The following is a 22,541-nucleotide window of genomic DNA, read 5'->3' as shown; positions in this document are numbered from 1 at the left end:
CGTGACCCTTCATCAGATTCCGAACACCATCAAGACCGACTCGTTCTGGATGCCGTTCACGGCCAACCGGCAATTCAAGAAGGCGCCGCGCCTGTTCTCCTCGGCCGAGGGCATGCACTACACCACCGTCGACGGCCGCAAGGTGATCGACGCCTCCGCCGGCCTCTGGTGCGTCAATGCCGGCCACGGCCGCAAGCAGATCGCCGCCGCCGTCGAGCGCCAGCTGATGACGCTGGATTTCGCACCGTCGTTCCAGATGGGCCATCCGCTGGCATTCGACTTCGCCGAGCGTCTGGCCGAGATCGCGCCGAAGGGCCTCGATCGCATCTTCTTCACCAATTCCGGCTCCGAGTCGGTCGACACCGCGCTGAAGATCGCGCTCGCCTATCACCGCGCCAACGGCCAGGCGAGCCGCACCCGTCTGATCGGCCGCGAGCGCGGCTATCACGGCGTCGGCTTCGGCGGCACCTCGGTCGGCGGCATGGTCGCCAACCGCCGCGCCTTCGCGACCCTGCTGCCGGGCGTCGACCACATCCGTCACACCCACGATCTCACCCGCAACGCCTTCGCCAAGGATCAGCCCGAGCATGGCGCCGAGCTCGCCGATGATCTCGAGCGGTTGGTGGCCCTGCATGGCGCCGAGACCATCGCCGCCGTCATCGTCGAGCCAGTGCCCGGATCGACCGCGGTGTTGCCGCCGCCGAAGGGCTATCTCCAGCGCCTGCGCGACATCTGCGATAAGCACGGTATTCTCCTGATCTTCGACGAGGTCATCACCGGCTTCGGCCGCCTCGGCACGCCGTTCGCCGCCAACTTCTTCGGCGTCACGCCTGACATGATGACGACGGCCAAGGGCATCACTAACGGCACCGTTCCCTGCGGCGCCGTGTTTGCGAGCCGCAAGGTTCACGACGGCCTGATGGTCGGCCCGGAGAACGCGATGGAGCTGTTCCACGGCTACACCTATTCGGCGCACCCGGTCGCCTGCGCCGCGGGCATCGCGACGCTCGACATCTACAAGGATGAAGGCCTGCTGACGCGCGGTGCTTCGATCTCTGAATACTGGCGCGACGCGCTGCATTCGCTGAAGGGCCTGCCCAACGTCGTCGATATCCGCAATTGCGGCCTGATGGGCGCGGTCGAGCTGTCGCCGCGTGACGGTACGGTCGGCGTGCGTGGCTACGACGTCATGGTCGACTGCTTCAATCGCGGGCTGTACTTCCGCATGAGTGGCGATAGCTTTGCGCTGTCGCCTCCGCTCATCGTCGAGAAGAGCCACATCGACGATATCGTGTCGATCCTCGGCGATGCCATCAAGCGGGTGGCCTGATAATTGCTCTCGCCGTTGCGGAGTTCCCTCTTGCAGCGGCGAGCGTGATGCCGCAGGAGTTTGACCAAGCGTGAAAGTTCTGATCCTCGGCAGCGGTGTCATCGGTGTCACCTCTGCCTACTACCTCGCGCGTGCCGGCCATGAGGTGACGGTCGTCGACCGTCAGCCCGAACCGGCGCTCGAGACCTCCTTTGCCAATGCCGGCGAAGTGTCGCCCGGCTATTCCTCGCCCTGGGCCGGTCCCGGCGTGCCGGTGAAGGCGGTCAAATGGCTGCTGATGAAGCACGGCCCGCTGGTGATCCGGCCGAAGCTCGATCCCGTGATGTGGGTCTGGCTGCTCAAGATGCTGCGCAACTGCACCAGCGAACGCTACGCGATCAACAAGAGCCGGATGATTCCGATCGCGGAATACAGCCGCGATTGCCTGCGCGACCTGCGCCGCGACATCGGCATCCAGTATGACGAGCGCTCGCAGGGCACGCTGCAGCTGTTTCGCTACCAAGCCCAGCTCGACGGCACCGGTGAGGACATCGCCGTGCTCAAGCAATACGGCGTGCCGTTCGAGGTGTTGAGCCGCGAGGGCTGCATCGCGGCCGAGCCGGCTCTGGCGGGCGTGAAAGAGAAGGTCGCGGGCGGACTACGCTTGCCGCAGGACGAGACCGGCGACTGCCACATGTTCACGCAGGCACTGGCCAAGCATGCCGAAGCGCTCGGCGTGCGCTTCATGTTCAATACCGGCATCGACCGCATCGTCACCGACGGGGCGCGCGTTAGCGGCGTCGCGACCAGCGCTGGGATGTTGCAGGCAGAAGCTTACGTGCTCGCGCTCGGAAGCTGGTCGTCGCGGCTGGTCGCGCCGCTCGATATTTCGCTGCCAGTCTATCCCGTGAAGGGTTATTCGATCACGGTACCGATCAAGGACGCTTCCGGCGCGCCGGAATCGACGGTGATGGACGAGAGCTATAAAGTCGCCATCACGCGCCTCGGCAATCGCATCCGCGTCGGCGGCACCGCCGAAATCTCCGGCTTCTCGAGCCAGCTCTATGGTGCGCGGCGCGCCACGCTCGATCACTCGCTGACCGATCTGTTTCCGCGAGGCGGCGATCTCTCCAAGGCGACGTTCTGGAGCGGCCTGCGCCCGATGACGCCGGACGGCCCGCCCGTGATCGGCCCGACGCAATACGCCAACCTTCACCTCAACACCGGCCATGGCACGCTAGGCTGGACCATGTCCTGCGGCTCCGGCCGCGTGCTCGCCGACATGCTGTCAGGCAAGAAGCCGGACATTGATGTGAGTGCGCTGACAGTGGACCGGTACAAGTACCGGTTTGGCTAAGACTCTATCCTCCCGTCATTGCGAGGAGCTCTCGCGACGAGGAATCCAGAGTGTCTCCGCGGTGAGAATGTGGATTGCTTCGCTTCGCTGGCAATGACGGCTGCGCTACGCCGTCCCCGTCACGCAATTCACCCACAGCACCACCGCCTTCGCGTCATTGGCTGGATTTAAAAACCGGTGCGGCCGACGGCTTGCAAACCGAAAACTGTCGCCCGTCTTCAGCGACCACGTCTCGCTGTCCACCGTCAGCATCATCTCGCCTTCGAGAACGAGGCCGGCTTCCTCGCCGTCATGGGTGTAGAGCTCGTCACCGGTGGAGCCGCCCGGCTCCAGATGCACCAGGAACAGGTTGAGCCGGTTGTCGGGGCTGGCGGGGCTCAGCAACTGCTTGGACACGCCGGTGCGCCAGAGCTTCAGCTCGGGCCGCTGCAGTCCGCGCGTGACCACCTGATCTGGTGCACCGTCGGCGTTCGGGCTCGCGCCGAACAGCGCGGCGATGCCGACGCCGAGCACGTCGGCGAGCGTGGCCAGCACGCGCAGCGACGGCGACGACAGTCCGCGCTCGATCTGGCTGAGGAAACCGATCGACAGCTCCGTGCGCGAGGCGACCGTCTCGAGCGAGAATTGCCTGATGCGCCTGAGATCGCGAATGCGGCGGCCGACCGCAACATCCATCGCCGGCTCGGCCGCTTTGGCGATAGCCCGGGCGGAGGCTTTCACCTTCACCTTCTTCACCGGCTTTGCGGCGGCCGGCCTGTGCATTCTCTTGCCACCGCTCACGTCAAACCGCTTCCTTCATGTGCATGAAAACCACTTGCATCGGCCGCAGAAGTGTGACCAAATTTTCATATTGGTGAAAATAGGCCGAAACGGCTTTGCCCGCAACGTCTGCGATGAACGAGGTTTGCGAGCGCCGCCATCGGTCGGGCCCAAGGGGGATGCGATGAAGCGTTTTGGTCTGGCCGCGCTCGCGGCACTCGCGATTGCCGCAGCAGCGCCGGCTTCGGCGCAGCAAGTGCTGAAGGTCGGCTCGACGCCGACAGGCATTCCCTTCACCTTCCTCGACACCAAGACCAATAGCATCCAGGGCATCATGGTCGATCTCGTCACTGAAGTGGGCAAGGATGCCGGCTTCAACGTGCAGATCGAGCCGATGCAGTTCTCGGCCCTGATCCCGTCGCTGACATCAAGCAAGATCGACATCATCGCGGCCGCGATGTTCATCACAGCGCCGCGCAAGGAGGTCGTCGACTTCTCCGACCCGATCTACACCTATGGCGAAGGCCTCGTGGTCCCCAAGAGCGACACCAAGGCCTACGCCACCCAGGACGATCTGAAGGGCGAGACGGTCGGCGCTCAGGTCGGCACCGCCTTCGTCGACGCGCTGAAGAAGTCCGGCCTGTTCGCCGACGTCAAGGCCTACGACACCATCCCCGACATCCTGCGCGACGTGAACACCGGCCGCCTCAAGGCCGGTTACGCCGACTATCCGATCCTCGCCTACAATCTGAAGCAGGGCGGCTTCCCCGAGGTGCGCCTGGTCGATGGCTACAAGCCCGTCACCGTCGGCTCGGTGGGCATCGGCGTGCGCAAGGGCGAGGCCGCGCTGCTCGGCAAGATCAACGCTTCGCTCGCCAAGCTGAAGGCCAACGGCACCATCGACAAGATCCTCGATAAATGGGGTCTGAAGGCACAGGGTTGATCGGCAGAGGCCATCGATGAAAGCTGATCGATGAAAGGCTTCTGGCACGACGCGGCCGAATTCTTCCCGATCCTGATGAGCGGCGTCGCGCTGACGATCGTCGTCACCATCGGCTCGCTGCTGCTTTCGACGGTTCTTGGCCTCGTCTGGGCGATGATGCGGGTCTCCGGCATCCGCGTCCTGTCGCTGCTCAGCGCCAGCCTGATCAACGTGATCCGCGGCATTCCGATCATCGTGCTGTTGTTCTACCTCTATTTCGTGATGCCCGATCTCGGCGTTACCCTGTCCGCGTTGCAGGCCGCGATCCTCGGGCTCGGCATCGCCTACTCGGCCTATCAGGCGGAGAATTTCCGCGCCGGCATCGAGGCCATCGACAAAGGGCAGATCGAGGCGGCGCAATCGATCGGCATGGGCTGGTGGCTGACCATGCGCCGGGTCGTGCTGCCGCAGGCGGTGCGGATCGTGCTGCCGCCCTATGGCAACGTCATGATCATGATGCTGAAGGACTCTTCGCAGGCCTCGACCATCACGGTCGCCGAGCTCGCCCTTCAGGGCAAGCTGATCGCGTCCTCGACCTTCAAGAACACCAACGTGTTCACGCTTGTCGCGCTGATGTATCTCACCATGAGCATTCCGCTGATCCTGCTGGTCCGTCACTTCGAGAAGCGGGCCGGCAAGAAATGATCGAGTTGACCGACGTCCACAAGAGCTTCGGTGCGAACGAGGTGCTCAAGGGCATCACGGCGTCCGTCCAGAAGGGCGAGGTGGTCTGCATCGTCGGCCCCTCCGGCTCCGGCAAGTCCACCATCTTGCGCTGTATCAACGGTCTCGAAAGCTACGACCGCGGCGAGATCAGCGTCGAGGGATTGAAGGTCGACAGCGACGCGCCGTCGATCGTGAAAGTCCGCACCCAGGTCTCGATGGTGTTCCAGCGCTTCAATCTGTTTCCGCACCGGACGGTGCTGGAGAACGTGGTTGAAGGTCCGCTCTATGTGAAGCAGGAGCCACGCGCTGCCGCATTCGAGCGTGGCCGCGCGCTGCTCGCCCAGGTGGGCCTTGCCGAGAAAGCCAACGAGCATCCGCCCCAGCTCTCCGGCGGCCAGCAGCAGCGCGTCGCGATCGCACGGGCGCTGGCGATGCAGCCCAAGGCCATCCTGTTCGACGAACCGACCTCGGCGCTCGATCCTGAATTGGTCGGCGACGTTCTCGGCGTGATGCGCAAGCTCGCCGACGACGGCATGACCATGGTCGTCGTCACCCATGAGATGGGCTTTGCCCGCGACGTCGCCGACCGCGTGCTGTTCATCGACGGCGGCGTCATCGTCGAGCAGGGGCCGGCCAAGTCGCTGCTCAATCAACCCCAGCATCCGCGCACGCAGGACTTTTTGCGCCGCGTGCTGCATCGGCTCTGACCGGTCTTCGCCATGACCACGCGCCTGCCTCTGCCGCCGTCCCTCTACGCCGACACCGCCGTCGTGCCGCCGACTACGCCGCCGCTCGAAATCGACAGGACGGTCTCGGTCGCGATCGTCGGCGGCGGCTACACCGGCCTGTCCACGGCGTTGCACCTGGCGGAGCAGGGTGTCGAGGCACTGGTGCTGGAGGCGCAGGAGCCGGGCTGGGGCGCATCCGGCAATAATGGCGGTCACACCAATCCCGGACTGAAGCACGATCCCGATCAGATCGAGGCGGATTTCGGCGCTGAGCTCGGCCGCCGCATGGTCGCGTTCTCCTACGGCACGACGAACTTCACCCACGATTTGATCCGCCGCTACCAGATCCCGTGCGAAGCACGGCAGAACGGCACGCTGCGCGCGGCCTATAACGAGGCCAGCGCCGCCGCGATCGAGACAACCGCACAGCAGTGCATCGCCCGTGGCATGCCGGTGTCGTACCTCAATCGCGAGCAATTGCGCGAGATGACGGGCACGGATCGCTACATCGGCGCCATGCTGGATGCGCGCGGCGGCGATCTGCATCCGCTCAGCTATGCCCGCGGCCTCGCGCGCGCCGCGATCTCCGCGGGCGCGAAGGTGTATGGCGAAACACCCGCACTATCACTCCGTCGCGAGGGCAGCCGCTGGCGCATCGAGACGCCGCGCGCGGTGGTGCATGCCGACAAGGTGCTGCTCGCGACCAACGGTTTTACCGACGATCTCTGGCCGGCGCTTCGCCGCACCATCGTGCCGGTGTTTTCCTCGATCGCGGCCACGGCCCCGCTCTCTGACGACGTGGCCCGTTCGATCATGCCGACGCGTCCCGTCCTTTACGAGAGCGGCCACATCACCGTCTATTACCGCATCGATCAGCAGAACCGCCTCTTGATGGGGGGCCGCGGCCCGATGCGCTGGATCAGTTCGCCGCGCGACGTCGCCTATCTCATGCGATACGCCGAACGGCTATGGCCGCAGCTCAAGGGCGTGGCCTGGACCCATGGCTGGAACAGCCGGCTTGCCATCACCGCGGATCATTACCCGCATGTGCACGAGCCCGCGGACAACATCCTGATCTCGCTCGGCTGCAACGGCCGCGGCGTCGCGCTCTCGACCGCGATGGGCGCGCAGCTCGCACGACGTCTGATCGGCGGCGCCAAGGCCGAGATCGACATGCCCGTCACCGGCATCAAGCCGATCCCGATGCACGCCTTCTGGCCGGTTGGCGTGACGACGGCAGTGATCGCTGGCCGCGTGCGGGACCGGTTGGGGATCTAAGCTCAGCCTTCCGCCACTGCGTCGGCCCAGGGCTGAAAAATCTCGACCGCGCCGGAATTGGTGTCGCCGTCGCGCATCACGACGCTCGGGCAGGCGAACTTCTGCGGCAAGTACTGCACCCGCGCTTCCTCGTAGTCGAATCGGGCCGCGAGCATCTCGCGTGTGTCCGCCGGCAGCCTGGTATCGCCGATCACGATCGCGCCTTCGCTGGCGTCGATGCGCGGTTGATGGATTGCGGCATCGAGATCCATGCCAAAATCCATCGCAAACGACACGATCTGCATCACCGACGGGAGGATGCGGCGACCGCCGGAGGCACCGACCGCGAGCCGTCTGCCGTCCTCGGCCTCGGCGATGACGGGCGTGTAGTTGGTGAGACAGCGCTTGCCAGAGGCGAGCGAGTTGGTGGTGCCTGGCTTCGGGTCGAACCACATGATGCCGTTGTTCATGGCGATGCCGGTGTGCGGCGTGACGTATTTCGAGCCGAAGGACGACAGCAGCGTCTGCGTCACCGCCGCGATGTTGCCGTGGCGGTCGACCACGGAGAAGTGCGTGGTGCAGGCGGGCGCCAGATATTCCGCGCCGAGCGAGCGCTTGCCGTCGGCATCGCCCATATCCTTGAGTCGCTCGCGATAGGCCGATTGCAGCGCGGCGGCATATTCGGCATAGGCGGCCGCGTCGGGCGCGCTTCCCGGCTTCAGGTTCTGCTGCAACAGGCGCAGCGCATGCGCCATTGTCGGTCCGGCTGTGAGCTCCGGCGTCGCAAACACGTTGCCGCCACGATAGGGGATCGCCAGCGGATCGCGCCGATGAGCTCGGAACGCGGCGAGATCCTCCACTGACAGCGCGCCGCCGTCGGCCTTGATGTCGGATGCGATGCTCCTGGCGAGATCGCCCTGGTAGAAATCGCGCGGACCGGCGTCGGCCAGGTGCGCCAGTGTCGCCTTCAGCGTGTCCAGCGGCAGTCGCGTCTCGGACTTGATGCCCCACGGCGCGCTCGGCGGGAGGCCGTCCTTCAGGAACGTTGTCGCGCTCGCGGGATAGCGCCGAAGATCGGACGCCGATGCCGCGATCGTCAGCGTGGTCCACCAATCGACCAGCAGGCCTTCGCCGGCGAGGGCGACGGCCGGCGCGACCAGATCCTTCCACGGCAGCCTGGCGTGACGGCGATGCGCCTCCTCCATGCCGGCGACGACGCCGGGCACGGCGATCGAGCCGGGGCCGTGGATGTTGCGGTCGTCCTTCACCCGCTGCCAGGGAAACAGGTCGGAAGCCGCGCCTTCGCCGCTGAGCGGATAGTCGGCGGCGCGCAGGCTTTGCGGCGCGCACATGCCGTAGTCGATCACCTCGTGGAGATTTTCCGCGGCACGGTAGAGCACCATCGCGCCGCCGCCGCCCATGCCGCTGTTCCAGGGCTCCAGCACGTTAAGTGCGAAGGTGGTGGCGACGATCGCGTCCACACAGTCGCCGCCCGCCGCCAGCACTTGCGCCCCCACTTCGGCCGCCCGCCGCGATTGCGCGGCGACGATGCCGCCTTTGGATGTGACGGCGGGCTTGCGGACGGTTTGGGTGTGGCTGAACTGGTGCGGCATGATGATGTCTGTGTGCTGTCTTCGGTTTGGCTTCGTTGCGCTGAGCTCCGCGAAGAATGGCACATCGCCCCCATCGAGAACATCGAAAGGGCGACGCGGCATGGCTGGTGTGTAACAGCGGGGGTGGCGCAGTCGGCAAGACGTAGATGCCAAGACGAGAAAGCCCGGGACAGGCCCGGGCATGACGAGTTATGAGACCGATCAGTGGGAAGCGGAAGCCGCAGGGCTCAGCGCGCGCGATCCAGCCGGCTGGCCTGATACCTGGCGTGCCATTTCGGGCCAGGCCCGCGCATGTAGTGGAGCTCGGGGCGGTAGGGATTGCCCGCGATCCGGATCAGCGTCAGCCATTTGCTGGCGATGAAGTTCAGGGGCTGGCGGAGCAGGGTCAGTGACGCGAGCAACATGGCATCACCTCAGTGCGGCTTGCCGAGCATGGCAGTGAAGGGGAGGTCGAAGATCTCCTCGCCGTCGGAGCCGCTGACATGGATTACCCAGTCGCGCCAATCCTCAGCGCCGGGCGTCAGGATCATCGCGTTCATGATCTGGGCGGCACGGTCGCGCGCCTCGGTCAGGTTGGTCACGGCTGTGCCGCTGCGATCGATCAGCGTGCCGTCCAAGTTGGAGCAGTGAAAATAGACCTGGACCATATGCGTCTCCTATTGGGAGCGATTGGGACGGCAAACCGATACCATTCCAAGCCTTCGCGAAACATTCGGGTCGAGCCCGGTAAGGGAATCTACGGAGATTGGTCGGCGCCAAGCCCCCTGCTGGTTTGATCACAAGGGGGTGTTGATCAACTGGACGGCGTTCCCGCGGCATGGAACAACCCTGGACGGAACGTCCGGGAGGCGCCGTGAACCACCTCACATTTTGGCGTGAAAGCCGAAGCCTGCGCGCATGCACGGGCGCCTTGGTGGTCCTCCTGACCCTCGCCTCGGTAGGCTCATCAGAACCGGTCCGCAAGAGCGGCTATGCGATCGGCACGGAGACCTGCGGCAGCGCCGATCTCGCCTTTCCCAGAATCCAGATCGACATGAAGGCGGGATTTTGCGCTGGCCTCGTCGCCAGCGAGGAGGATCGGCTGAAATTCCCGCGCTCGATCATCCAGGTGCCCGGTCGTGACCTGTTCGTGGTCGCCGACATGGCGGGCTGGGGCCATACCGTTGGCCGGCTGCTGTTGCTCGACCCGCGGGCACCCCAGGGACAGCTGTTCAAGGAGTTGCTGACTGCAATCGAATATCCGTTCGGCCTCGCGATCGGCCCGGACAAGAAGCTCTATGCCTCGAGCGCGGAGACGATCTTCCGGTTCGATCCGCTCGCCGACAATCCGCGCGACACGGTCGAGACCGTCGTCCGTCACATGCCCGGCCGCCGGATCACATTGCCCGACGGCAAAAAGCTCGACGAGAGCGCGCATCCATTCAAGCAGTTTGTCTTTGATAAGAACGGCCGGCTGTTCGTCAATGTCGGCTCGCACAGCGACGACTGCATCACGCCGGCGCCGATCACGAGACCTTGCGCGGCGGCCGAGGGCGTTTCCGCAATGGCGTCGATCTGGCTGTTCACGCCGCCCCCGGGCGGTATCTTCCCGGCGTTGAAGCCTGGCGAACCCGACCCGCCGCACGGTGTCTATGCGCGCGGCCTGCGCAACTCGATGGCGCTGGCGCTGCATCCGAACTTCCCTGATGCGGGCTATGCCTTTCTGCAAGGCGAGAACGGCCGCGACCTGCCTGACATTTTCAAGCCGAACGAGGAGATCAACGCGATCGAGCAGGGCAGGCATTACGGCTGGCCCTATTGCTACGATTTGTCGACGCCGAGTCTAGAATTCAGGATCGTATTGCGGTCGGGGGTCTACAAATCGCTGTGCACCGCCAACGCTCTCTACAAGGCGCCGTTCTCGCTGCTGCCGCCGCACGGCGCGCCGCTCGCGATGCTCTATTATCGCGGCGCGAAATTTCCGGAGCTCGAGGGCAAGCTGCTGGTCGGCCTGCATGGCTATCGCCCGACCGGCAGCCGCGTCATCGTCTATGACGTCGACGATCACGGCTTCCCGAAGCCCGCCCCGGCGCCGGTACGCTATCATGTCAGTTGCGCGGCCGATCCGACCCACAGCTTTCAGACCGAGGCCGGCGCCGTCGCCGCCGCGCCGTTCGAGGAGCTGATCGCAGGCTGGCACCGCGTCAACGGCGCGCGGCCGCAAGGTGCGCCGGTCGGCATGACGGTCGCGGAGGACGGCGCAATCTGGCTGGTCGAGGACAAAAACCAGACCGTGATCCGGATCGACCGCGCCGCGGGCGATGCGCCGTCGCCGCTGCCCTGCGACGTGCGTAGCCAGGCGCTGATCGAGCAACTGGCGGTCTTCGTGGCCAGGGACGCGCAGAACAGCGTCCGGCTCACCAATTTGCGCAAGGGCCTCGTCGAAAAGCACTGCGTCGGCTGTCACTCGGATTTCGGCCTGAAGCCGGGCCTATCGGACGCTCAGAAGGACGCGACGGTGCTTCGCTTCATGCTGTCGCAGGATGGCTGGATCTATCCTGGTGATCCCGATTCCGGAAAGTTGCGCACGCGGCTTCGTGGGTTGGGCGCGGAGAAACTGATGCCGCCGGGTGGCGACGGCCTGCCGAAGGCCGAACCCGGTTACACGCGCCTGCTCGACACGGCGGATCTGCTGGTGTCAAGAATGGTTCCAGGCATCCGGATGCGGATCAAGTCCGGCCCGCCGCAGCGCAAGTTCTTTGGCAAAACGAACAAGGAATGCGGCGAAATACCGGCTGCCAAGGTCGTCGTCGTGACACAAAGGAACGCTGTAGACAAACCCGGTTTCAGCCGCTTCTTCCGACCGGCCGATGCCTATCTGAATGGCGAGTGCAGCGACGGCGATGGCTATTACATCCGGCAGGAATTTCTGGTGCCTGTGCAGTAGCGTTGTTCTCGTCCTTGCGACGGCACCGGCCCGAGCGGAAACGAAACTGTTCGAAAGCGTGCAGGTGACGCCATCAGGCGAATACACGTTCGGCATCGAAGGGCCGGCCGCCGATCTCGACGGCAATCTCTTCGTCGTCAATTTCGGCAAGCCCGGCACCATCGGCAAGCTGCCCGTCGGCGGCACGGCGTCCGAGCCGTTCACGGCGCTGCCCGAGGGCAGCGTCGGCAATGCCATCCGCTTCGCGCGCGACGGCACCATGTTCATCGCCGACTACAAGAAGCACAACATCTTCGCGATCCCGAAGGGATCGACCGAGCCCGCCATCTGGTTTCACTCCGACGAGATGAACCAGCCCAACGACATCACCATCGCCCGCGACGGCACGATCTACGCGAGCGATCCGAACTGGAAAGGTCGCGAAGGCCACATCTGGCGCATCGCGAAGGGAGCCGACGGAACGGTGCAGGGACAGCTGATGTCGGCGCCGCGCGCGATGGGCACGACCAACGGCATAGATCTCAGCCCTGATGACAAGACGCTCTATGTCGGGGAATCCAGCAGCGGTCAGATCTGGTCCTATACGGTCGCCGGCAACGAGCTCACCAGTCCAAGACTCGTCAAGGCATTTCAGCCCGACACTGTCGACGGCCTGCGCACCGACATCGCTGGCCGCCTGTATGTTGCGCGCATCCTCAAGGGCACGATCACGTTGATGAAGGCCAATGGCGCGGTGGAGCGGGAGATCACGCTGAGAGCCAAGGAGCCGACCAACCTCGCCTTCGGAGGCCACGACGGCAAGACGATCTTCGTCACTCAGCGTCAGGGCGGCTTCGTCGAGTCCTTCCGCACCGACCAGCAGGGCCGCGAGCACTGCCTTCAGCGCGGGCGCTGCTGAGCTTCACGAGGGATCTGCTTCCGGCGCAGGGCGGTGCGACAGGGGCGGCATTCTTCTTGCTTGCATCTCGCCGCCGCGGGGATTTAGACATCTGTGGCACCCTCAAAGCGACCACGGAGTGTTCGAGTGAAAGCCGTCCATACCGAGCTGCATCGCAGCCACGATCCGCAATTCTTCCTGGTTCGCGGTGTGGTCAAGCGCACCACCGAGCAGCCCGAACGTGCCGACCGCCTGCTCAAAGGGCTCAAGGACGGCAAGCATCAACTGGTCGAGCCGACCACATTCGGGCAGGGACCGCGTGCGCGCATCCACAGTCCGGAATATCTGTCGTTCCTGAGCGAGGCCTGGGAGGCCTGGACCGCGCTCGGCGATTCCGGCCCGGAGATGATCGGCAATATCCATCCGGTGCGCCATGCCGCGACTTATCCCACCCATATCACCGGCAAGCTCGGCTGGCACACCGCCGACACCGCGGCGCCGATCGGCCCGGGCACCTGGGCTGCGGCCTGCGCTGCGACCGACGTCGCGGTCACCGCGGCACAGATGGTGATGGACGGCGAGGATGCGACCTATGCGCTCTGCCGGCCGCCCGGCCATCACGCCTATCGCGACATGGCCGGCGGCTTCTGCTTCCTCAACAACAGCGGGATCGCGGCGGCGCATCTGCGGCAGAGGCACGAGCGTGTCGTGATCCTCGACGTCGACGTCCATCACGGCAACGGCACGCAAGGAATCTTCTACGCGCGGCCGGATGTCTACACGGTCTCGATCCATGCCGATCCCGTCGCGTATTATCCTTACGTGTGGGGCTATGCGCATGAGCGCGGCGAAGGTCCCGGCCTTGGCACAAATCTCAACATTCCCCTGGCGATCGGCACCGGCGATGACGGCTACATCCAGGCGATGGACGTCGCGCGCAAGGCGATCGAGTCCTTTGCGCCCGGCGCCCTCGTCATCGCGCTCGGCCTCGACGCCTCCGAGCACGATCCGCTCAAGGGTCTCGCCGTCACCACGCCGGGCTTCCGCCGCATCGGACAGGCCATCGCGAAGATGGGCCTGCCGACCGTGTTCGTGCAGGAGGGCGGCTACCTCTCGGACATCCTCGGCGCGAACCTGACCTCGGTGCTGGCCGGCTTCGAAGAGGCGCGCTGATTCTCGCTGAGTAGCCCATCATTCTCCGTCATTGCGAGGGCAGCGAAGCAATCCAGAATCTTTCCGCGGAGGGACTCTGGATTGCTTCGCTACGCTCGCAATGACGATGTGGATGGTTAGGTCGACTTCATCCACAACTCAAAACATCCCGCTTGCCGCGAGCGCCTTGCAGACGTGCTGCATCTCGGTCTCGTCCGCGACCATGTCGAGCATGATCGTGGTCAGCCCCTTCGCGGCAAACTCCTTCAGCTTCGCGCCGATCTCCGCGTAGCTGCCGACGAGGTAGGGGCAGTCGGCCTGGAAGGTCAGGAACGGCAGCAGCCAATAGCCATTGTCCGCGAGCTCGCCGCTCTGGCTCTCGTAGAGGCGCCGTTTCCACACGGAATCGCTGTTCTCCACGGTGAGCGCGAGCAGCTCGCGATCGTCGGCATTATCGCGGAAACGCGCCTTTGCCGCTTGCCGCGCCTCGTCGCGTCCCTCGCGGGCGAAAATTCCAAAATTCATGCCCGGCGCATCGAGGCCGCGGTCGAGATCCGGCGGCAACATCTGCATCTTGATGCAGCCGGTCTCCTTTGCGACGCGCTGTGCCGGCTCGGACTGGCCTGCGACCAGAAATTCCGGCATCAGCTCCGGCGGCAGGCGCGGCCGAAGTTGCAGGTTGCTGGCGCGGTAGAACCGGCCCTCGAAAGTCGTCGGACGCGGGCTTGCCAGCAGCTGGCGCATCAGCGCAACGAATTCGCCGAGCCGGACATAGCGATCGGCGTGCGACTGCTCGTCGCCGAGCCCCTGCAGATCGCTGACCGCCGTCCCCGTGATCATGTTGAGATAGACCTTGCGGCCGTGGAGCTGCGCAAAGGACGAGACGAATTTTGCCGCCGTGAACGGGTGCATGTAGACCGGATTGACCGCGATCAGCGGCGAGGATCGGGTCGTCTCGCCGATGATGTGCTGGGCCATCGCCCAGGGCTCGACGAACACGTCGTTGCCTTCGAATAGCAGGATGCCTTCGAAGCCGTTGCGATCGGCGAACTGCGCCACCCGCATCAGCTCGTCGACATATTTCTTGGGGTCGCGGTTGCGCGAAATCGCGGGAAAGACGCGCAGCCGCCGCGGCGTCATTCAGCCGCCTCCTGTAGCGGCCATCCATTGCGGGTGATGGGAAGGCCGCCGGTGGCGCGGGAGCCGTCCGCGATCGCGAGACGATGCGAGGGCGACGGCGAGATCAGCTGGAATCGCCAGCCTTGCGGATCGTCGGGGATATCGGGCTTGAAGCTGATCTCGATGGCCTCGCGCGATACCTGCATCGCGAAGGCGTCGAGCGGCAAATTGAGGCCGAAACCCCTGGCCTTCAGATAGGCTTCTTTCAGCGTCCAGTAGTCGAAGAAGCGCTCGGTCGCGGCGGGCTCCGGCAGCCTGCGCAGCGTTTCGACCTCTTCCGGCGCGAAGAACCGAAGCGCGGTCGACAGCGGCGCCACCCGACGCGACACGGTCTCGACATCGACGCCGACGGTCTCATGCCCCGACACGACGCAGGCGACGCAGCCGTCGGCGTGCGACAGGCTGAAATGCAGCGTGCTCGATGTCCTGGGTGATGCGACAAACGGCCGCCCGTAACGCCCGGCCGCAAATGACCAGTCGGTCGGTGCGACCTCAGGTGCGACGTGCGAGAGCGCAAGGCGCAACATCGCGTGCGCGAAAATATACTGTCGCTGGTGCCGCTCGAACACGAAGTGGTCGGCTCGTACCCGTTCGTCGACCGAGAGCAGGCGCCGGCACGTATCGATCGCACCTGGCGTGTCAAAATTCTCGATCAATCCGACAAACAGTTCAATTCTGTCGTCTGCCATCAATTGGGCCCATGGCGCCAGGCCGGGGCCAAATCCCCTGCCATGACGGAAGAATCAACTGAGCAAGAATCAACTAAGCGGACCGCTTCTAGCGGTCCACTCGGGCGAATCCTTGTCGATTGCTGGCCGGTTTACGGGCGCAAGCTTGTGCGAGACCCCAACTCGACACGCGAGCGGCCAAATGTGAAAAATGAAGCCCGAAAACTGAAGCCTGAAGATTCGTGCGGCGTCCCGGCCGACGAGTCTTACGTCTTCTTCTTCTTCTTGGACTTCTTGGAGCTGCCCAACATCGAAATGCTGGCGTCGACGTCCTTCAGCGCGGACTGCAGCTTCTTCTTCTCGGCGCCGAGCAACTTCTGCAGGGCCTTGCGGTCCTTGTCGCTCAACGAGGTGCCCTTGGTAAATTTGATGAAACCCATAACGAACTCCCCGGTTGAAAATACTCGTCCAAATCAAAACGCGAGAATAATCTTGCGCGATGGCGCCAAATAATCAAGATGCAACTTGGTCATTCACAGCTTTGACGAGTGACCCCGTATTCATCCGTGATGTACGGCCGGTCATGCCGCCCTGCGATTGAGCAATCGGCCGAGCGGTGTGTTGGGTTGGGCGAGGGCGGCCGCGAGCAGCGCGAGGAGATCCTCCATCCACTGGCCGACCGTAGCGCCGTCGAGCAGCTCGCTCTTGTAATTGCACGAACCGGTGATTCCCGTCGGCCGCTCCTTGAGCATCAGCGACAGCCATGTCTGGTCGATCGGCAGCACCGGCTGGCCTTCGCGGGCGATGTTGCCGATCGATCCTGTCGTGAGATCAGGCAGATCGAGCGGCTGGCGCAGCGGATTTTGCAGGGTGAAATAGACCTGGAGCAGCGAGGCTGGATTGACCCCCTCCTGCTCCAAATGATCGGCCAGGATGTTGAAAGGCAGCTCCTGGCGCGCATGCGCGTCAAGCACGCTCTGGCGGACCCGGACTACGGCCTGCGCGAACGACAGCTCCGGCGTGATTTTGGTGCGAACGATCACCGTGTTCTCGAACGGACCGACGATCCGGTCGGTGTCCGGCTGGGCGCGATTGGCCATGGCGGTGGCGATCGAGATGTCGTCGCGGCCGGTCCGCGCCCAGCAGCACGGCCTTCAAGCCGGTCAGCAGGCACATGAACAGCGTGCAATTGTGCTGGCCGGCGAAAGCCGCGAGCCGGCCGATCAGCTCACGCTTGAGACTGACCGGATGGTGCCCCCTGGACGGGCCCGGCCTTGATTCGCCCTCGAAGAGGGGAGCCGCCCCGCGCAAATTCTCGGTCCAGTCGGCCGCCTGACGGCGGGCGGCATCGGTGCCGCACCACCAGCGCTGCCAGCGCGCCACGTCCGAAAAGGCCGGCGGCGGTTTCGGCAGCGGCACCGACGAATATCCGGCCAGCGCCGCATAGCGGTAGGACAATTCCTCGAACAGCACGCCGATCGACCAGCCATCGACGACGGCGTGGTGCAGCGTCAGCAGCAACACGTGATCGCCATCGTGGAGCCGCAACAGCCGGGCGCGCAGCAGCGGCGCGCGCGTGGTGTCGATCGGGACATAGGTCTCCTGTTCGATCAGGAGATTGATCTTGCGGAGCTCCAGCGCCTTGCGCCGCTTGTTGTTGTGGGGCTGACCGTCGCCGATCGTCCCGACAGTCAGGACACGGCCGAGGGCGCCGGGCGCGGCGATGCGGCTGACGGGCTCCCCGCCGCTCCAGCCGAAATGAGTCCGCTTCGTGCCGGCGCACGATGTCGTCGATCGCCTGCGCCAGGGCGGCCGGATTCAGCGGCCCCTGGAGGCGGAAAGCGAAAGGCAGGTTGAACAGCGGCAGTCCGCGAAGATTCTGCTCGATCCGCAGCATCTGGTCCTGCGCGATCGAGAGAGGGCTGCCTTCGGCCAGGCTCGCACTAGCCAACCTCGCTACAGTTGGGGCCGGCTTGCGCGGCTTTGCCGCCACGGCCTCGTCGACCCGCCGGGCAAGCTCGTCGATCGTCGGTGCCTCGAAGATGGTCTTGATCGGCAGCGACGCGCCGAGCGCCCGAGCGACGCGCGCCATGACCTGGCCCGCCAGCAGCGAATGGCCGCCGAGGTCGAAGAAATTGTCGGTGACGCCGAGGCTTTCGACCTTCAGCAGGTCGATCCAGATGTCGGACAGCACCTTTTCGGTAAAGCGCCGCGCCGGCACGGCCGCATCCGGTCCGAACGTTTCCTGCTGCGCCGACGCCAGCAGCGCGGCCCGATCGATTTTGCCATGGGCATTGAGCGGCACCTGACCCAGGAACAGGAACGCGGACGGGATGGCATGGCCCGGCAGCCGGCTCTTCAGGAAATCGCGCAGCTCGCTGGCGCTGCTCCGGCTGCCGGATCTCGCGACGATATGGGCAATCAGCCTGATATCGCCGCTTGCTTCGCGACGCGGCTCGACGATGCCGGCGCACACACTGGGATGGTCGGTAAGCGCGTTCTCGATCTCCTTGAGCTCGATACGGTAGCCGCGGACCTTGACCTGATGGTCGGCGCGACCGAGGCATTCGATCGTGCCGTCGGCACGGCGACGGGCGAGGTCGCCGGTCCGGTACAGCCGGCTGCTAGCTTTGCGCGAGAACGGATCGGGCAGGAAGCGCTGCCGGTTCTGCGCGGGATCGTTGACATAGCCGCGGCCGACGCCGGCGCCGCCGATGCAGAGCTCGCCGGTTACGCCGACCGGCTGCGGCTGCAGGCTTGCGTCGAGCACGTAGAGCTGGGTATTCGGCAGCGGCGCGCCGACCGGGACGTTGCCCGTCGTGGTCGTGGGCGCCCTGGTCAGGCGATGCAGCGAGACGTCGTCGGAACATTCCGAGGCACCATAGGCGTTGATCAGCGGCACTTTCGGACAGCGGGCGAACCAGGCCTTGCACAGATCGACGGGCAGCGGTTCGCCCGTCGAGATCAGAAGGCGCAGCCTCGCAAAGGCGCGTCGGATTTGTGCCTCGTCCATGCGATCGAGGATCACGCGCAGCAGCGATGGGACGATCTCGAGCACCGTGATGCCCTCGCGCTCGATCTCGCGCGCGAGCAAAATCGGGTCCTGCACGATCGCGGTCCCGCAGATGTGGACGCGCGCGCCGACCATGGGCCCCGCGAGGAACTGCCACACCGAGATGACAAAACTCTGTGGCGCGGTCTGCGCGATCACGTCCCGGGACGAGAGGTTCAGCTCGGAGATGAGCGACGCCAGATGGTTTGACAGCCCGCGCTGCTCGATCATGACGCCCTTGGGCGCGCCGGAGGACCCGGAGGTGTAGATGAGATAGGCAAGGCTCGACGCCGCGCGCCGCTTTGCGGGGGCCGGCTTGGCCGACGCTGGCGCGATCGCGTCCTCGAGCTCGGCCATTTGGATGCGCTCGACCAGCGGTTCGAGCAGCGCCTCCGCCATGGATGACTGCGCCCGTTCGATCAGCAGCATGCGGGCCCCGCTCGATCCGAGGATGGTTGCGAGCCGTTCCCGCGGCTGGTCGGGATCGAGATTGAGGAAGGCGGCGCCCACGCGTTGTACGGCGATCATCGCGGCGAGCAGGTCGGGCCCGCGATCTGCAAGCAAGGCGACCACGGCCTCGGCGCCGACGCCTTCGAGAGTGAGCCAGCGCGCAGCCGCTTGGCTGCGGCGCGCCAGCTCGCGGTAGCTCAGGGATGTGCGGCCGTCCGACACCGCGATCGCGTTCGGCGTCTTCTTGACCTGGCGATCGAAACCTTCGCTCAAATTGCCGCGCGCGACGAAATTGGCCGGCACGCCCCGGCCCTGCGCCAGCAGCTGCCGGCGTTCGGCCTCAGTCAGGAGTGCCAGGCGGGAGATGCGCTGCTCCGGATCGGCGATGACGGATTTGAGCAGGGTTTTGAACTGAGCGGCCATGCCCTCGATCGTCGCCGCGTCGAACAGATCGGTGGCGTATTCGAAGAAGCCGGTGAAACGGCCGTCGGCCTCGACCAGTTCGAGCGTGATGTCGAATCGCGCCACTTTTGGATCGATCTCGATCCGCCGCGTCGACAGACCGGAGAATCGTGCCGCCTCGATCGAGGCATTCTGGAGGATGAACATGATCCGGAACAGCGGATTGCCGTCCGTCCTTCGTGCGATCTGAAGCGAGCGCAGGACTTCCTCGATCGGGAGATCCTGATTGCGATAGGCATCGAGCGTGACTTGCCGTACCCGGCGCAACATGTCGCCGAAGCTCGGATCGCCGCCAAAATCATTGCGCAGGATCAGGGTGTTGGCGAACACTCCGATCAGGCGCTCGCTCTCGATCTGATTGCGGTTGGCGATCAGCGATCCGGTCGCGACATCTTCTTGTCCGGTGTGACGGAACAGCAGGCACTGCAACACGGCGAGCAGGGTCATGAAGGGCGTGACGCCCTTGTTCTGGCTCAGCGCGCGCAGGTCGGCCGACAGGGTTTTGGAGAATTCGAGATAGTGACGGGCACCGTGGCCGCTCCAGACCTCCGGCCTTGGGCGGTCGGTTCGCAGCGGCAGCGTGATGACGCCGTCCAGTTGCACCCGCCAGTAATCGAGCTGCTCCTTGGCCGCCGGCGTCTGCGCCCAGCTCTGCTGCCAGAGCGCAAAGTCGCGATACTGGAAGGCGGGCGAAGGCAGTGCTGCCACGTCGTTCTTGCGCGCTGCCGAATAATGGGCGGCGAGTTCTTCCCAGAACAGCCGCTGCGACCAGCCGTCGGTGACGAGGTGGTGGACGTTGACCACCAGCACATGGCTGCTCTTGTCGAACGAGAGCAGCGTGACCTTCAGCGGTGCCTCGTTCGCAAGGTCGAACGGATGTTGCGCGAGCCGGAGTGCTTCGCGCCTGACAACAGCGACCCGCTTGTTCGCGGGGCAGGGCTTGAGCTTGATCCGCTCGAACCGCGGTGGCGATTGCAGCACAAGCTGCACCGGCTCGCCCTCGCGTTCGACGATGACCGACCGCAACGCCTCATGGCGCGCCGATACGGCGGTGAGGCTCGCAGAAAGTGCGGCGACGTCGAGCCCACCCTTGAGGAGCGCGACTTCGACGACGTTATAATTGTAGCGCGTGGGGTCGAGCCGCGAGAGCACGTACATCCGCTGCTGCTGGAACGACAGCGGCGCGTCTGCTTCCCCGGCCTGGCGCCAGGCCGGTAGCATCGTTTCGCGATGGATTGCGGCGGTCTCGATCCGGGCCGCAAGCGCGGCGGCCGTGGCGCAATCAAAAACGTCCTCGAACGAGAAATCGACATTGAAGCGTTCGCGCAGGCGCGAACGCATCTGCGTCACCGCGAGCGAGTCGGCACCGAGCGCAAAGACGTCCTGATCGCCCCCGACCTGCGGCAGCTCCAGCAGATTGGCCCAGATCCCGGCGAGCTCGGTCTCCAGCGCGTTGCGCGGCAGACGGGCCTCCTCCTCGCCGCCGTCCGTTGCAATCAATTCGGCGAGCGCATTGCGCTTGACCTTGCCGCTGGCGCCTTTCGGCAGCGTCGCGACGCTGCGGATCAGGCTCGGCACCTTGTAGGCCGCGAGCCGTTTCCGGGCGAACTGGCGCAACTGGTCCGAAGTCGCCTCGGAATTCGGCCGCAGCACCACGATTGCGGCGACGTTCTCGCCGAGCTTCGGGTGCGGGACGGCAAACACGCCGGCCTCCAGCACCGCCGGATGGCTGAGCAGAACCTCTTCCACCTCCAGAGGCGAGATCTTCTGCCCGCCGCGGTTGATGACGTCCTTGATGCGGCCGACGATGAAGAGATAGCCGTCGGCATCGAGATAGCCGAGATCGCCGGTCCGGAACCAACCGTCGCGGAAGGCAGCCTGCGTCGCCGCCTCGTCATTATAGTAGCCGCGGCTCATGTTGGGTCCGCGCAGCATGATCTCGCCGTGCTGGCCGCTGGCGAGCGCGCGGCCCGTCTCGTCCATGATTGTGATCTCGGGGCCCGCGGCGCGGCCGACCGATCCGACCTTGCGCAGCTCGAACGGGTTGGCCGCGATCTGCGAGGCCGCCTCCGTCATGCCGTAGGTTTCGAGCACGGGAACGCCGAACGTCGCCTCCAACCCGTCGAGGATCGCAGGCGTAAGCGAGGCCGAGGCGGAGCGGATCACGCGCAGCGACGACGATCGGGCAAGATCCGGGTTGGCTTCCGCCGCCGTCAGCAGCGCGCGATGGATGGTCGGCACTGCCGTGTACCAGGTCGGTCGCAGCTGCCGCATCCAGCCGAAGAAGGAGGCTGCGTCGAAACCCTCGGTACAGACTACGCTGGAGCCCGCGGCCAGCGCCGTCAGCAGGCCGGAAATCAAACCATGGGCGTGAAACAGCGGCAGGACGTTGAGCAGACGATCGTGGGACGCGAGCGAGAGCACGCGGCCGGCATTGTAGGCGGAGAGGCACACATTGCGATGCGTCAGCGGCACCATCTTCGGTCGCGCCGCCGTGCCCGAGGTCAGCAGGATGAACGCGTCGTCGTCGCCGCGCGAGGCGCCGCTGCTGCTCGCCGGTCCGACCGCCGGCCCGACCAACGCGCAGCCGCCGAGATCGTCTTGCGGCCCCGGCACGAAATCGATCACCGCAATATCGAGCGCCTTGGCGACATCGCGGGCCGCCGAGTTCGTGTCGGCCCGGGTGACGAGCGCCGTCAGCTTCAATTCGCTGAAATAGCGTTGCAGCTCGTCCGCCGTCAGATCGGGATTGACGGGAACGCAAGCGCAGCTCGAGGCTACCGCGATCAGGGCCAGTGCGCTGTCGGCACCGCGCGGCAACGCAACCGCGATGCGGTCGGTAGGAGCGATGCCGAGCCCGCGCAGCGTGCGGACGAGATCCTGCGTCCGCGCGCCAATCCCGCCGTAGTTGAGGACCGGCTGGCCGGGGGCGAGGAGGGCGGGGGCCACCGGCATCTTGCGGGCATGGAAATCGAGAAGACCGCCGATATCCTCGAATATCTTCGCTTCGGCCGTCGTGCTCGCTTCCCGCGGGGCTGGGCGTGTGGCGTCCGACAATTCCGTTCCCTTTTGATCCGATTGGGCTATTCTTCCAAGAAGTTAGG

16 protein-coding genes and 1 pseudogene are annotated in these 22,541 nt (G+C 65.2%); 9 read left to right on the top strand and 8 right to left on the bottom strand.

Going from position 1 to position 22,541, the window contains the following annotated elements; all coding sequences use genetic code 11:
- Position 1 precedes the first annotated feature (1 nt).
- Together IVB50_RS04170 and IVB50_RS04165 are read left to right on the top strand one after the other, a co-directional pair.
- Complete coding sequence (locus IVB50_RS04170) at positions 2-1,330, top strand: aspartate aminotransferase family protein (RefSeq protein WP_085350327.1); 1,329 nt, start codon at positions 2-4, stop codon at positions 1,328-1,330.
- 70 nt (positions 1,331-1,400) lie between these two features.
- The gene (locus tag IVB50_RS04165) at positions 1,401-2,666 is read left to right on the top strand and encodes a D-amino acid dehydrogenase (RefSeq protein ID WP_247294675.1); all 1,266 of its coding nucleotides are present in this window, start codon (positions 1,401-1,403) and stop codon (positions 2,664-2,666) included.
- A gap of 105 nt (positions 2,667-2,771) precedes the next feature.
- Here the strand turns inward: IVB50_RS04165 and IVB50_RS04160 are convergent, their stop codons facing one another.
- Complete coding sequence (locus tag IVB50_RS04160) at positions 2,772-3,428, bottom strand: XRE family transcriptional regulator (protein WP_247294672.1); 657 nt, start codon at positions 3,426-3,428, stop codon at positions 2,772-2,774.
- Between the two features lie 181 nt (positions 3,429-3,609).
- Here IVB50_RS04160 and IVB50_RS04155 point away from each other — a divergent pair, with 181 nt between their 5' ends.
- From IVB50_RS04155 to IVB50_RS04140, 4 genes are read left to right on the top strand one after another with little or no spacing between them, the layout of a single operon-like run.
- Positions 3,610-4,368: an ABC transporter substrate-binding protein gene (locus tag IVB50_RS04155; protein ID WP_018455694.1), complete on the top strand. Its 759-nt coding sequence runs from the start codon at positions 3,610-3,612 to the stop codon at positions 4,366-4,368.
- A 30-nt stretch (positions 4,369-4,398) separates the two neighbouring features.
- A complete protein-coding gene (locus tag IVB50_RS04150; protein WP_018455693.1) occupies positions 4,399-5,052 on the top strand; it encodes an amino acid ABC transporter permease in 654 nt (217 codons plus the stop codon).
- Complete coding sequence (locus IVB50_RS04145; protein ID WP_247294669.1) at positions 5,049-5,780, top strand: amino acid ABC transporter ATP-binding protein; 732 nt, start codon at positions 5,049-5,051, stop codon at positions 5,778-5,780. The genes IVB50_RS04150 and IVB50_RS04145 overlap by 4 nt, the downstream gene beginning before the upstream one ends.
- 12 nt (positions 5,781-5,792) lie before the next feature.
- A complete protein-coding gene (locus IVB50_RS04140) occupies positions 5,793-7,079 on the top strand; it encodes an FAD-binding oxidoreductase (RefSeq protein WP_247294666.1) in 1,287 nt (428 codons plus the stop codon).
- 2 nt (positions 7,080-7,081) lie between these two features.
- Here IVB50_RS04140 and IVB50_RS04135 read toward each other — a convergent pair whose 3' ends face one another.
- The 3 genes from IVB50_RS04135 to IVB50_RS04125 form a co-directional block, all read right to left on the bottom strand.
- The gene (locus IVB50_RS04135) at positions 7,082-8,671 is read right to left on the bottom strand and encodes a gamma-glutamyltransferase (RefSeq protein WP_247294664.1); all 1,590 of its coding nucleotides are present in this window, start codon (positions 8,669-8,671) and stop codon (positions 7,082-7,084) included.
- A gap of 227 nt (positions 8,672-8,898) precedes the next feature.
- Positions 8,899-9,075: a hypothetical protein gene (locus IVB50_RS04130; RefSeq protein ID WP_018455689.1), complete on the bottom strand. Its 177-nt coding sequence runs from the start codon at positions 9,073-9,075 to the stop codon at positions 8,899-8,901.
- Between the two features lie 9 nt (positions 9,076-9,084).
- Complete coding sequence (locus tag IVB50_RS04125) at positions 9,085-9,318, bottom strand: hypothetical protein (protein WP_007606355.1); 234 nt, start codon at positions 9,316-9,318, stop codon at positions 9,085-9,087.
- Between the two features lie 206 nt (positions 9,319-9,524).
- Here IVB50_RS04125 and IVB50_RS04120 point away from each other — a divergent pair, with 206 nt between their 5' ends.
- The 3 genes from IVB50_RS04120 to IVB50_RS04110 all read left to right on the top strand — a co-directional run bounded on the left by IVB50_RS04120 (position 9,525) and on the right by IVB50_RS04110 (position 13,647).
- Complete coding sequence (locus tag IVB50_RS04120) at positions 9,525-11,597, top strand: PQQ-dependent sugar dehydrogenase (protein ID WP_247294662.1); 2,073 nt, start codon at positions 9,525-9,527, stop codon at positions 11,595-11,597.
- Positions 11,554-12,495 carry an SMP-30/gluconolactonase/LRE family protein gene (locus tag IVB50_RS04115; protein WP_026233001.1) on the top strand — a complete coding sequence of 314 codons (942 nt, stop codon included), beginning with the start codon at positions 11,554-11,556 and terminating at the stop codon, positions 12,493-12,495. The genes IVB50_RS04120 and IVB50_RS04115 overlap by 44 nt, the downstream gene beginning before the upstream one ends.
- 126 nt (positions 12,496-12,621) lie before the next feature.
- The gene (locus IVB50_RS04110; protein ID WP_018455686.1) at positions 12,622-13,647 is read left to right on the top strand and encodes a histone deacetylase family protein; all 1,026 of its coding nucleotides are present in this window, start codon (positions 12,622-12,624) and stop codon (positions 13,645-13,647) included.
- A 138-nt stretch (positions 13,648-13,785) separates the two neighbouring features.
- Here IVB50_RS04110 and IVB50_RS04105 read toward each other — a convergent pair whose 3' ends face one another.
- The 4 genes and pseudogenes from IVB50_RS04105 to IVB50_RS04090 form a co-directional block, all read right to left on the bottom strand.
- Positions 13,786-14,766, bottom strand: coding sequence for an LLM class flavin-dependent oxidoreductase (locus IVB50_RS04105; RefSeq protein ID WP_018455685.1), 981 nt, complete (start codon positions 14,764-14,766; stop codon positions 13,786-13,788).
- Positions 14,763-15,494 (bottom strand): 4'-phosphopantetheinyl transferase superfamily protein, encoded by a 732-nt coding sequence (locus tag IVB50_RS04100; protein WP_018455684.1) that lies wholly within the window; start codon positions 15,492-15,494, stop codon positions 14,763-14,765. The genes IVB50_RS04105 and IVB50_RS04100 overlap by 4 nt, the downstream gene beginning before the upstream one ends.
- A 245-nt stretch (positions 15,495-15,739) precedes the next feature.
- On the bottom strand, positions 15,740-15,913 hold the full coding sequence (locus IVB50_RS04095; RefSeq protein WP_247294660.1) for a hypothetical protein: 174 nt from the start codon (positions 15,911-15,913) through the stop codon (positions 15,740-15,742).
- A 141-nt stretch (positions 15,914-16,054) separates the two neighbouring features.
- Positions 16,055-22,494, bottom strand: a pseudogene (locus IVB50_RS04090) (amino acid adenylation domain-containing protein).
- Positions 22,495-22,541 lie beyond the last annotated feature (47 nt).

Origin of the sequence: Bradyrhizobium sp. 87, assembly GCF_023073015.1 — a bacterium.
In the GTDB taxonomy this organism is placed as follows: domain Bacteria; phylum Pseudomonadota; class Alphaproteobacteria; order Rhizobiales; family Xanthobacteraceae; genus Bradyrhizobium; species Bradyrhizobium canariense_D.
Note: the sequence above shows the minus strand (reverse complement) of the source record. Positions and strands in the feature narration are given on the sequence as shown.

Bases quoted from the DNA above. Each gene is read 5' to 3' on its own strand.
- IVB50_RS04125 (WP_007606355.1), bottom strand. From the start codon at position 9,318: ATGGTCCAGGTCTATTTTCACTGCTCCAACTTGGACGGCACGCTGATC.
- IVB50_RS04155 (WP_018455694.1), top strand. From the start codon at position 3,610: ATGAAGCGTTTTGGTCTGGCCGCGCTCGCGGCACTCGCGATTGCCGCA.
- IVB50_RS04105 (WP_018455685.1), bottom strand. From the start codon at position 14,766: ATGACGCCGCGGCGGCTGCGCGTCTTTCCCGCGATTTCGCGCAACCGC.
- IVB50_RS04135 (WP_247294664.1), bottom strand. From the start codon at position 8,671: ATGCCGCACCAGTTCAGCCACACCCAAACCGTCCGCAAGCCCGCCGTC.
- IVB50_RS04100 (WP_018455684.1), bottom strand. From the start codon at position 15,494: ATGGCAGACGACAGAATTGAACTGTTTGTCGGATTGATCGAGAATTTT.
- IVB50_RS04150 (WP_018455693.1), top strand. From the start codon at position 4,399: ATGAAAGGCTTCTGGCACGACGCGGCCGAATTCTTCCCGATCCTGATG.
- IVB50_RS04160 (WP_247294672.1), bottom strand. From the start codon at position 3,428: ATGCACAGGCCGGCCGCCGCAAAGCCGGTGAAGAAGGTGAAGGTGAAA.
- IVB50_RS04115 (WP_026233001.1), top strand. From the start codon at position 11,554: ATGGCTATTACATCCGGCAGGAATTTCTGGTGCCTGTGCAGTAGCGTT.
- IVB50_RS04095 (WP_247294660.1), bottom strand. From the start codon at position 15,913: ATGGGTTTCATCAAATTTACCAAGGGCACCTCGTTGAGCGACAAGGAC.
- IVB50_RS04145 (WP_247294669.1), top strand. From the start codon at position 5,049: ATGATCGAGTTGACCGACGTCCACAAGAGCTTCGGTGCGAACGAGGTG.
- IVB50_RS04130 (WP_018455689.1), bottom strand. From the start codon at position 9,075: ATGTTGCTCGCGTCACTGACCCTGCTCCGCCAGCCCCTGAACTTCATC.
- IVB50_RS04140 (WP_247294666.1), top strand. From the start codon at position 5,793: ATGACCACGCGCCTGCCTCTGCCGCCGTCCCTCTACGCCGACACCGCC.